Annotated in this window: 9 protein-coding genes; 5 read left to right on the plus strand and 4 right to left on the minus strand. The window is 68.9% G+C overall.

What is annotated here, in order from left to right; translation table 11 throughout:
* Nucleotides 1-107 precede the first annotated feature (107 nt).
* Genes ACXAHD_RS29585 through yicI form a run of 3 tightly spaced genes read left to right on the plus strand, consistent with a single transcriptional unit; the run spans nucleotide 108 to nucleotide 4,208 of the window.
* Nucleotides 108-1,043 carry a carbohydrate ABC transporter permease gene (locus ACXAHD_RS29585; protein ID WP_289213249.1) on the plus strand — a complete coding sequence of 312 codons (936 nt, stop codon included), beginning with the start codon at nucleotides 108-110 and terminating at the stop codon, nucleotides 1,041-1,043.
* Nucleotides 1,021-1,902 carry a carbohydrate ABC transporter permease gene (locus ACXAHD_RS29590; protein WP_281550717.1) on the plus strand — a complete coding sequence of 294 codons (882 nt, stop codon included), beginning with the start codon at nucleotides 1,021-1,023 and terminating at the stop codon, nucleotides 1,900-1,902. Before ACXAHD_RS29585 ends, ACXAHD_RS29590 begins: the two co-directional genes overlap by 23 nt.
* A 23-nt stretch (nucleotides 1,903-1,925) precedes the next feature.
* A complete protein-coding gene (gene yicI / locus ACXAHD_RS29595) occupies nucleotides 1,926-4,208 on the plus strand; it encodes an alpha-xylosidase (protein WP_289213250.1) in 2,283 nt (760 codons plus the stop codon).
* Here yicI and ACXAHD_RS29600 read toward each other — a convergent pair.
* Complete coding sequence (locus tag ACXAHD_RS29600) at nucleotides 4,174-4,833, minus strand: TetR/AcrR family transcriptional regulator (protein ID WP_281550719.1); 660 nt, start codon at nucleotides 4,831-4,833, stop codon at nucleotides 4,174-4,176. The two genes, yicI and ACXAHD_RS29600, sit on opposite strands and share 35 nt — an antisense overlap.
* A gap of 265 nt (nucleotides 4,834-5,098) precedes the next feature.
* Between ACXAHD_RS29600 and ACXAHD_RS29605 the strand changes: the two genes are divergently transcribed.
* Nucleotides 5,099-6,004, plus strand: a complete 906-nt coding sequence (locus ACXAHD_RS29605; protein ID WP_289213251.1) for an ABC transporter permease — start codon at nucleotides 5,099-5,101, stop codon at nucleotides 6,002-6,004.
* Complete coding sequence (locus ACXAHD_RS29610; protein ID WP_278170321.1) at nucleotides 5,997-6,797, plus strand: ABC transporter ATP-binding protein; 801 nt, start codon at nucleotides 5,997-5,999, stop codon at nucleotides 6,795-6,797. The genes ACXAHD_RS29605 and ACXAHD_RS29610 overlap by 8 nt, the downstream gene beginning before the upstream one ends.
* On the opposite strand, the gene ACXAHD_RS29615 is transcribed toward ACXAHD_RS29610, so the two are convergent.
* The 3 genes from ACXAHD_RS29615 to ACXAHD_RS29625 all read right to left on the minus strand — a co-directional run bounded on the left by ACXAHD_RS29615 (nucleotide 6,770) and on the right by ACXAHD_RS29625 (nucleotide 9,000).
* Nucleotides 6,770-6,916 (minus strand): hypothetical protein, encoded by a 147-nt coding sequence (locus tag ACXAHD_RS29615; protein ID WP_475054763.1) that lies wholly within the window; start codon nucleotides 6,914-6,916, stop codon nucleotides 6,770-6,772. The two genes, ACXAHD_RS29610 and ACXAHD_RS29615, sit on opposite strands and share 28 nt — an antisense overlap.
* Nucleotides 6,879-8,492, minus strand: a complete 1,614-nt coding sequence (locus ACXAHD_RS29620) for a glycosyl hydrolase family 18 protein (protein WP_289213252.1) — start codon at nucleotides 8,490-8,492, stop codon at nucleotides 6,879-6,881. The genes ACXAHD_RS29615 and ACXAHD_RS29620 overlap by 38 nt, the downstream gene beginning before the upstream one ends.
* Before the next feature lie 157 nt (nucleotides 8,493-8,649).
* Nucleotides 8,650-9,000 carry a DUF2203 domain-containing protein gene (locus ACXAHD_RS29625; RefSeq protein ID WP_289213253.1) on the minus strand — a complete coding sequence of 117 codons (351 nt, stop codon included), beginning with the start codon at nucleotides 8,998-9,000 and terminating at the stop codon, nucleotides 8,650-8,652.
* Nucleotides 9,001-9,183 lie beyond the last annotated feature (183 nt).

Below are 9,183 nucleotides of genomic sequence, written 5' to 3' on the forward strand. Positions count from 1 at the left end.
CCCCCCCCCCCCCCCCCCCCCCCCCCCCCCCCCCCCCCCCCCCCCCCCCCCCCCCCCCCCCCCCCCCCCCCCCCCCCCCCCCCCCCCGGTCCGCTCCGGGAGGTTCCATGGCTAAGCCGCTCACCCGCCCCCACCCCCGTTCCCGTCACCGGAAAGCGGACTACGGATACGTAGCCTTCCTGCTCCCCGGGATCGTGCTGTTCCTCGCCGTGATCGTCGTGCCACTGCTGATGAACATCGGGATCAGCTTCACCCGCTGGTCCGGTGTCGGGACGCCGGAGTGGATCGGGTTCGACAACTACGATCGGCTGCTGCGCGACACCAACTTCTGGGTCTCGTTCCGCAACATCGGGTTCATCATCCTCGCGATGGCGGTGCTGCCGACGCTGCTCGGCCTGTTCCTCGCCGCGGTCCTGTTCGACTACGTGGCCAAACGCATCGGCCCACGTACGGCCAGCGTCTTCCGGTCCGGCCTCTACCTGCCGCAGGTGCTGCCGGTCGCGGTGACCGGCATTGTCTGGGGCTGGATCCTGCACCCCAGCTACGGCGCGCTGAACTCGATCCTGGACCGCGTCGGCCTTGGCGCCCTCGCCCAGAACTGGCTCGGCGACCCGGCCTACGCCCTGTTCAGCGTCATGGCGGTGATGGTCTGGTTCCAGCTCGGCTACCCGGTCGTGATGTTCATGGCCGGCCTGCAGCGGGTCGATCCGGAACTCTACGAGGCGGCCGATCTCGACGGTGCCGGCTGGTTCCAGCGCTTCACCCGGATCGCGGTGCATCAGATCAAGCCGGAGATCTACGTCGTACTGGTCACCACCACCATCGCCGCGCTGAAGATCTTCGGGCAGATCTTCGTGCTGACCCGGGGTGGTCCAGGCAACGCCACCCTGGTGCCGTCGTACTTCGCCTACCAGAACTTCTTTGAGAAGGCCAACGCCGGATACGGCGCGGCGATCGCCACCGTACTGACCGTCATCATCATGATACTGACCTATGTGTTCCTGCGGATCCAGACCCGCGATGAGCGCCTGGAAGGGAGCTGAGATGGTCGCCGCCACCCCACCTGCCCGGCGCGGCCGGCCCGGCCGGCTGACCGCGTCGACCGTCCTGACCGCATTGACCGTGCTCACCCTGCTGGTGCTGGCGCCGTTCCTGGTTGTGGCCCTCAACGCGGTCAAGGCGCCGGCCGAGTACGCCGCGGATGGTCCACTCTCGCTACCCGGTGAGCTCTACCTGCGCGGCATCGTCGACTTCTGGTTCCGGGTCGACTTCGGCGAGAAGCTGTGGAACAGCTTCCTGATCAGCGCCACGGTCGCCGTACTAGCGGTGCTGATCTCGGTGCTCAACGCGTACGCTATCGGGATCGGTCGCCTGCGGGGTCGGATCGCGTTCCTGATGTTCTTCCTGCTGGCCAACCTGCTGCCGCAGGAGGCGCTGGTCTACCCGCTCTACTATTTGTCCAAACAGGTTGGTCTGTACAACAGCCGGATCGCCGTCATCATCATCTTCACCGCGATCCAGGCGGCGTTCGGCACCTATCTGCTCTCCTCGGTGTTCCGGGACTTCCCGCGACAGTTGCTGGAGGCCGCCGCGATGGACGGGGCGGGCAAGTGGCGGGTGCTGTGGAAGGTGGTGGTGCCGACCAGCTGGCCGACCCTGTCGGTGCTGTTCACCTTCTTTTTCATCTGGACCTGGAACGAGTTCTTCCTGCCGCTGATCTTCCTGATCTCCAACGACAAGCAGACGGTTCCGGTCGCGCTCGGCGTCCTGCAGGGAGACCGGATGATGGACGCCACCACCACCAGCGCGTCAGCGCTGCTCGGCATCGTGCCGGCGGTGCTGTTCTTCCTGATCTTCCAGCGCACCCTGACCCGGGGTGTGATGGCCGGCGCGGTCAAGTAGGACCTGACCCGAGAGAGAGTGCGATGAAATTCAGCAACGGCTACTGGCGGATGCGCGACGGCGTACGGCCGCTCTATCCGGCTCAGGTGCACGACGTCGAGGTCGAGCCGTCGGCACTGACGGTGTACGCCCCGACCAGACGGATCACCGGTCGCGGCGACACCCTCAACCAGCCGCTGCTCACCGTACGCTGCACCTCCCCCGCTCCCGACGTGATTTCCGTCCAGGTGGGACACTTCCTCGGCCGGCGGCGCCGGCATCCGGACTTCGCCCTGGCCATCGAGCCGGACACCGACGTCCAGGTGACCGATGAGGCCGAGTACGCCAGCATCACCTCGGGTGAGTTGACCGCCCGGTTCGCCCGGGGCGACAGCTGGCGGCTCGAGTTCGTGGCCGCCGGCCGGGTGCTCACCGGCAGCGGCTACAAGAGCATGGCCGCGTTGGACACCGACGACGGGTCGTACGTGCGGGAACAGCTCAGCCTCGGCGTCGGCGAGACGGTGTACGGACTCGGCGAACGGTTCGGTCCGCTGGTCCGCAACGGTCAGGTGGTCGACATCTGGCAGGAGGACGGCGGCACCAGCAGCGAGCAGGCGTACAAGAACGTCCCGTTCTACCTCACCACCGGCGGGTACGGGGTGTTCGTCAACCACCCCGGACTGGTCTCGTTCGAAGTCGGCTCCGAGGTGGTCTCCCGAGTGTCGTTCAGCGTCGCCGGGCAGAGCCTGGAGTACCTGGTCATCTACGGCCCGACGCCGCGCGAGATCCTGCGCAAGTACACCGCCCTGACCGGCCGCCCGGCCCTGCCGCCGGCCTGGTCGTTCGGGCTGTGGCTGAGCACCTCGTTCACCACTTCCTACGACGAGCAGACGGTCAGCTCGTTCATCGACACCATGGCGGAGCTGGAGTTGCCGCTGTCGGTGTTCCACTTCGACTGTTTCTGGATGCGCGAGTTCCACTGGTCGAACTTCGAATGGGATCCGCGGGTCTTTCCCGAGCCTGAGCTGATGCTCGAACGGCTCCGCAAGCGGGACCTGAAGATCTGCGTGTGGATCAACCCGTACATCGCGCAGCGGTCGGCGCTGTTCGCCGAGGGGGCGGCGCGGGGCTACCTGGTCCGGACCGCAGACGGCGACGTCTGGCAGTGCGACCTCTGGCAGGCCGGGATGGGTCTGGTCGACTTCACCAACCCGGACGCCCGACGCTGGTACGCCGACAAGTTGCGGGCGTTGCTGGACATGGGCGTCGACGCGTTCAAGACCGACTTCGGTGAGCGGATCCCGACCGACGTGGTCTGGCACGACGGCGGCGACCCGGAACGGATGCACAACTACTACACGCACCTGTACAACCGGACGGTGTTCGACCTGCTCCGGGAGCACCGCGGCGAGGGCGAGGCGGTGCTGTTCGCCCGGTCGGCGACCGCCGGCGGGCAGCAGTTCCCGGTGCACTGGGGCGGTGACTGCGAATCCACCTTCGAGTCGATGGCGGAGAGCCTGCGTGGCGGGCTGTCGCTGGCGATGTCCGGATTCGGCTTCTGGAGTCACGACATCGGCGGTTTCGAGGGCCGGCCGGCGCCGGAGGTGTTCAAGCGCTGGATCCCGTTCGGGCTGCTCTCCTCGCACAGTCGGTTGCACGGCAGCCAGACCTACCGGGTGCCGTGGACGTTCGACGAAGAGGCGGTCGACGTGCTGCGGGTCTTCACCCGGCTCAAGGCCCGGCTGATGCCGTACCTGTTCGGTCAGGCGGTACTGGCCCATCGGGACGGGATCCCGGTGATGCGCCCACTGGTCGCCGACTTCCCGGACGACCCTGCGGTGACCCATCTGGAGCGGCAGTATCTGCTCGGGGACAGTCTGCTGGTGGCGCCGGCGTTCCGGGCCGACGGGCAGGTGGACTTCTACCTGCCGGCCGGCACCTGGACCCACCTGCAGACCGGTGAGGAGGTCACCGGCCCGGGCTGGGTGCGCCGGACGGTCGGGTTCGACCAGGTGCCGGTGCTGGTGCGCCCCGGCACGGTGCTGCCGCTCGGGGCGAACGCGGACCGACCGGACTACCCGTACGTCGACGGGGTGACCCTGGCGGTGTACCAGCTCGCCGACGGGCAACAGGTGCAGGTGTCGGTGCCGGCGTTGGACGGGTCCGAGGCCGCCCGGTTCGTGGTCGCCCGGCACGGCACGGCGGTCACCGCGGACCGGGTCGCCGGGCCGGCCCTGCCGTGGCGGGTGCAGCTGGTCGGCCACGGCGAGGTCCGGGAGGTGGCCGCCGACATCAGCCGGTGGCAGGGGGAACTGACGGACCGGTAGCCGGGTTGGCCGCCGGGTCCGTTGCCGCCCCGGCGGTGAGGGCACCGGCGACCGAGGCGGCCAGCCGGGCGACGTAGCCGCGCGGCAGCGGGGTACGGGCCACCGCGAGCCGCCAGTAGAGCGGGCCGACCATCAGGTCGACGACGAAGTCGGGATCGGTGTCGGCGGGCAGTTCGCCCCGCCGCACCGCCCGGTTCGTCACCAGGGTGCCGATCCCCCGCTGGTTGTCCCGCAGGGCTGCCTGCAGGGTCTGCGCGATCGCCGGGTTGCGGGCCGCCTCGGCGAGCAGGTCCGGCACGATCTGCCCGGCCAACGGATGCCGCAACGCCCGGGCCGCGATGGTCAGCACCAGCTCAAGGTCACCGCGCAGCGAGCCGCTGTCCGGCACGGCGGTCACCCCGACCGCGACCTCGGAGACGATCCCGATGACCATCTCCAGTTTTGAACCCCACCGCCGGTAGACGGCGGTCTTGCCGACCCCGGCCCGGCGGGCCACCGCTTCGATCGACATCCTGCCGTAGCCGACTGCGGCCAGTTCCTGCAACGCGGCAGCCCGGATCGCCTGCGTCACATCCTCCCGCAGTACCGCCGCGCCCGCCGGCGGTCGCTTTCCGTCGCCCTGCATTCGAGCCAGTGTAACCGCACGACGGTACGGTTGCGTATCGTCGTCGCCTCCCCTACCGTTTCCGTCAGGACGCGACGGTATCGTTCCGTGCCATCGGACATGAAAGATGAGCAGCCGGGCATGAACCGGCCTCACCGGTCCGGCCCCACCCGTGCCATCGGGTCGCGCGGCACCGTCGTCGCGGCGTCCGGGACGAGAGGTACCCGTCGGAGAGGGGCACGGGTGTGCACGAGCGGCAGCGTTGGCTGATGGAAGGACAGATCGGATGCGGCAGCCAACCAGTGGTACGACCGTGACGCTGGAACCGGACAGCGGGCCCACCCTCGCCGAGCTGGCCCGACAACACGGCCTGGCGGTGAGCGGTGCCCGCCCGTCGCTGGGTGCCTACGTCAAGCAGTTGTGGTCGCGGCGGCACTTCATCTGGGCGTACTCCAACGCCCGGCTGATCGCCATGTACACCAACGCCCGGCTGGGTCAGATCTGGCAGGTGATCACCCCGCTGGCCAACGCCGGGGTCTACTTCCTGGTCTTCGGGCTGCTGCTGGGCACCGACCGCGGCATCGACAACTACATCGCGTACCTCTGCACCGGGATCTTCATCTTCACCTTCACCCAGCAGGCGGTGACCACCTCGGCCCGGTCGATCGGCGACAACATGAACCTGATCCGGGCGGTGCACTTCCCCCGGGCCAGCCTGCCGTTGACCTCGGTGCTGGTGCAGTTGCAGCAACTCGCCCCGTCGATGGCCGTGCTGGCGGTGATCATGCTGGCCACCGGTGAGTGGATCGACCTCAGCTGGCTGCTGCTGATCCCGGCGTTGCTGCTGCAGACGCTGTTCAGCGGCGGGCTGGCCATGATGGTGGCCCGCTGGGCGGCCCGCACCAGTGACCTCTCCCAACTGCTGCCGTTCGTGATGCGGACCTGGCTGTACTCGTCCGGCGTGTTCTACAGCATCGACCGGTTCACCGGCGACCTGCCCGGCTGGGTGGTCACCGTGCTGCAGTTCAACCCGATGGCGGTATACATCGACCTGGTCCGCTACGCGTTGATGGATTCGATGGGCAGCCCGCCCGGGTACCTGTGGCCGGCGGCCGGCGGCTGGGCCGTGCTGATGGGTGTGGTGGGCTTCATCTACTTCTGGCGCGCGGAGGAGGAGTACGGCCGTGGCTGACCTGCTGGACGCACCGGCTTCCGGGGCCGACACCCGGGTGCCCACCGTGATCGTCGACAACCTGCACGTCGTCTACCGGATCAACACCGGCGGCGGCGGGCGCAACAGCCCCGTCGCGGCGCTGCGGCGGATCGCGACCCGCAAGCAGGCCCCGACGGTACGCGAGGTGCACGCCATCCGCGGCGTCAGCTTCGTGGCGCACCGCGGCGAGGCGATCGGGCTGATCGGCAGCAACGGCTCCGGCAAATCGACCCTGCTGCGCGCGGTGGCCGGCCTGCTGCCGCCGCGCCGGGGCAAGGTATACACCCAGGGCCAGCCGTCCCTGCTCGGGGTGAACGCCGCTCTGATGAACGACCTGACCGGCGAACGCAACGTGGTGCTCGGCTGCCTGGCGATGGGGATGAGCCCGGCGGAGGTGCGGGCGAAGTACGACGGGATCGTGCAGTTCTCCGGCATCAACGAGCGGGACGACTTCGCGTCGCTGCCGATGCGGACCTACTCGTCGGGTATGGCGGCCCGACTGCGGTTCTCGATCGCCGCCGCGAAGAGCCACGATGTGCTGATGATCGACGAGGCGCTGGCCACCGGCGACGCCGCGTTCCAGCGGCGCAGCGAGGAACGGGTCCGTGAGCTGCGGGCCGAGGCCGGGACCGTCTTCCTGGTCAGCCACAGCAACAAGTCGATTCTGGACACCTGTGAGCGCAGTATCTGGCTGGAGTCCGGCGTGATCCGCATGGACGGGCCGAGCACCGAGGTGGTCAAGGCCTACCAGGAGTACGCCAACCGCAGGTGACCCGAGCCGGGGGTGGGGGGGGGGGGGGGGGGCGGCCCCCCCCCCCCCCCCCCCACACCCGTGCGGGTGGTGGTTTCAGCCTCAGCCGAGACCGGTGCGGATCGCGCTGACCAGTTCACCGTTGCCGGTGTCGCCGGACAACTCCCAGAAGAACGCCCCGCCGAGGCCCTGCCCCTTGGCGTAGTTCATCTTGCCGCCGATGGTGGCCGGGGTGTCGTAGCTCCACCAGTTGTTGCCGCACTTGGCGTACGCGGTGCCGCCGACGGTGCCGGTCGCCGGACAGGTGTTCTTGAGCACCTTGTAGTCCTCGATGCCCTGCTCGTAGGTGCCCGGCGCCGGACCGGTGGCGGTGCCCCCCGGAGCGCTCTGGCTGACGCCGCTCCAGCCCCGACCGTAGAAGCCGATGCCGAGCAGCAGCTTGTTCGCCGGGATGCCCTTGCTCTTCAGCTTCTGAATCGCCGCGTCCGACCAGAAGCCCTGCTGCGGGATTCCCGGGTACGAGGTCAGGGGCGAGTGCGGGGCGGTCGGTCCCTGCGCGTTGAAGGCACCGAAGTAGTCGTACGTCATCGGCATGATCCAGTTCAGGTCGCCGACCGCTCCGGCGTAGTCGGCCGCGTCGATCTTGCCGCCGTTGCTGCCGTCCGCGGTGATCGCCGCGGTCACCAGCGCGCTCGACCCGAACCGGTCACGCAGTGCCGAGATCAGGTTCCGGAATGCCGCAGGACCGCTGGAGTCGCAGGTCAGGCCGCAGGCGTTGGGGTACTCCCAGTCGATGTCGATACCGTCGAACACGTCCGCCCAGCGCGGGTCCTCGACCAGGTTGTAGCAGGACTCGGCGAACGCGGCCGGGTTCTGCGCGGCCTGGGTGAAGCCGCCGGACCAGGTCCAGCCGCCGAACGACCAGATCACCTTCAGGTGCGGATACATCGCCTTGAGCTTGCGCAGCTGATTGAAGTTGCCCCGCAACGGCTGGTCCCAGGTGTCGGCGACCCCGTCGACGCTGTCCGCGGCGGTGTACGCCTTCTCGTAATCGGCGTAGCTGTCCCCGATGGCGCAGCGCCCACCGGCGGTGTTGCCGAAGGCGTACATGATGTGAGTCATCTTCGACGCCGACCCACTCGTGTGGATGTTGCGCACGTGGTAGTTGCGGGCGTAGACCCCCCACTGGGTGAAGTAGCCGACCACCTTCTGCCCACCGGGCGGCGGGGGCGGAGTCGTCGGCGGTGGCGTGGTAGGCGGCGCGGTGGTAGGCGGCGCCGTCGTCGGAGGTGGCGCGGTGGTCGGGGCCGGGCCGCCTGCGCAGGAGACCCCGTTGATGGTGCAGTTCTGCGGTGCCCGGAAGGCGCCGGTGCCGATGTATCCCCAGCTGAACGAGGCTCCTGGCGCGAGACCACCGGCCCAGCTCTTCTTCACCGCGGTGTACCGGTTGCCGCTGCGCGTCACCTCGGCGTCCCAGAAGCTGCTGATGGTGGTACCGGCCGGCAGGTCGAACTCGATCCGCCAGGTGCCGACGGTGGCGTCGGAGCCGTTGGCGACCGTCACCCGGACCTCGTGGCCGGTACCCCAGTCGGAGCTGGCGACGAAGCTGGCGGAGATGGTGCCGGCGCCGAACGCCGCAGTGACCGGCACCGCCGCCGCAGCCGTCACCACGGCCAGCGCCCCGGCCCAGACGGCGCGGCGCAGTGATCTTCTCATCAGGCGTCTCCCCATTTAGTTAGGAAACTTTCCATAAAGTGCCTGAGACGCTACTCACACATCGACCAGTTCGTCAAGATGTCGATATCTCGATGGCTGCGACTCGACCAGGTGTCATCCCGACAGCAGCGGGGACCGCGCGGGACGAACCCGGGGCTCAGATCCGGCGGCGGCCGGAGAACCCGCACTCCAGGCGGTGGTACCAGCGGATCTCGCCGTCGCCCTCCAGCCAGCACCACAGGACCGGACGGTCGTCCAGCTCGCCCGGGAAGTCGAGCAGCACCGGGGCGACGCTCTTGACCTGGATCTCCTGCTCGTTCAGCTCGTCGAGAATCCCGTAGATCCGCGCTTCCAGCCCTTTCACCTCGGCCAGACCGCCGTGCGGGCTGTCCGATCCGGCCGCCAGATCCGCCCGCAACTCAGCCAGGTCAGCGCGGAGCAGGACCAACTCGTCGATCCGTGGACGGAGGGTTGCCATCAGGTGGCGTGCCTGGGCGAGGGTGAACACGTTCTCCAGTATGGTCCATCACCACTCTTCGTGGGTCGACCGGTCACCGGAGGACTGCGGCCGACCGTTACACAAGGCCGCCGGACTGCGGCCTGACCGCCCGGCACGGCCACTGACCCGGACGGCTACCCCGGTCCCCCCCCTTTCGCTGTGCGCCGGTGTCGTCACTGGGCGCGTCGGCGG

The sequence above is a fragment of the Micromonospora sp. ABR4_055 genome (genome assembly GCF_056160425.1).

Excerpts from the sequence above, each read along its gene's own strand:
- ACXAHD_RS29585 (WP_289213249.1), top strand. The coding sequence starts at position 108 with ATGGCTAAGCCGCTCACCCGCCCCCACCCCCGTTCCCGTCACCGGAAA.
- ACXAHD_RS29590 (WP_281550717.1), top strand. The coding sequence starts at position 1,021 with ATGAGCGCCTGGAAGGGAGCTGAGATGGTCGCCGCCACCCCACCTGCC.
- yicI (WP_289213250.1), top strand. The coding sequence starts at position 1,926 with ATGAAATTCAGCAACGGCTACTGGCGGATGCGCGACGGCGTACGGCCG.
- ACXAHD_RS29600 (WP_281550719.1), bottom strand. The coding sequence starts at position 4,833 with ATGCAGGGCGACGGAAAGCGACCGCCGGCGGGCGCGGCGGTACTGCGG.
- ACXAHD_RS29605 (WP_289213251.1), top strand. The coding sequence starts at position 5,099 with ATGCGGCAGCCAACCAGTGGTACGACCGTGACGCTGGAACCGGACAGC.
- ACXAHD_RS29620 (WP_289213252.1), bottom strand. The coding sequence starts at position 8,492 with ATGAGAAGATCACTGCGCCGCGCCGTCTGGGCCGGGGCGCTGGCCGTG.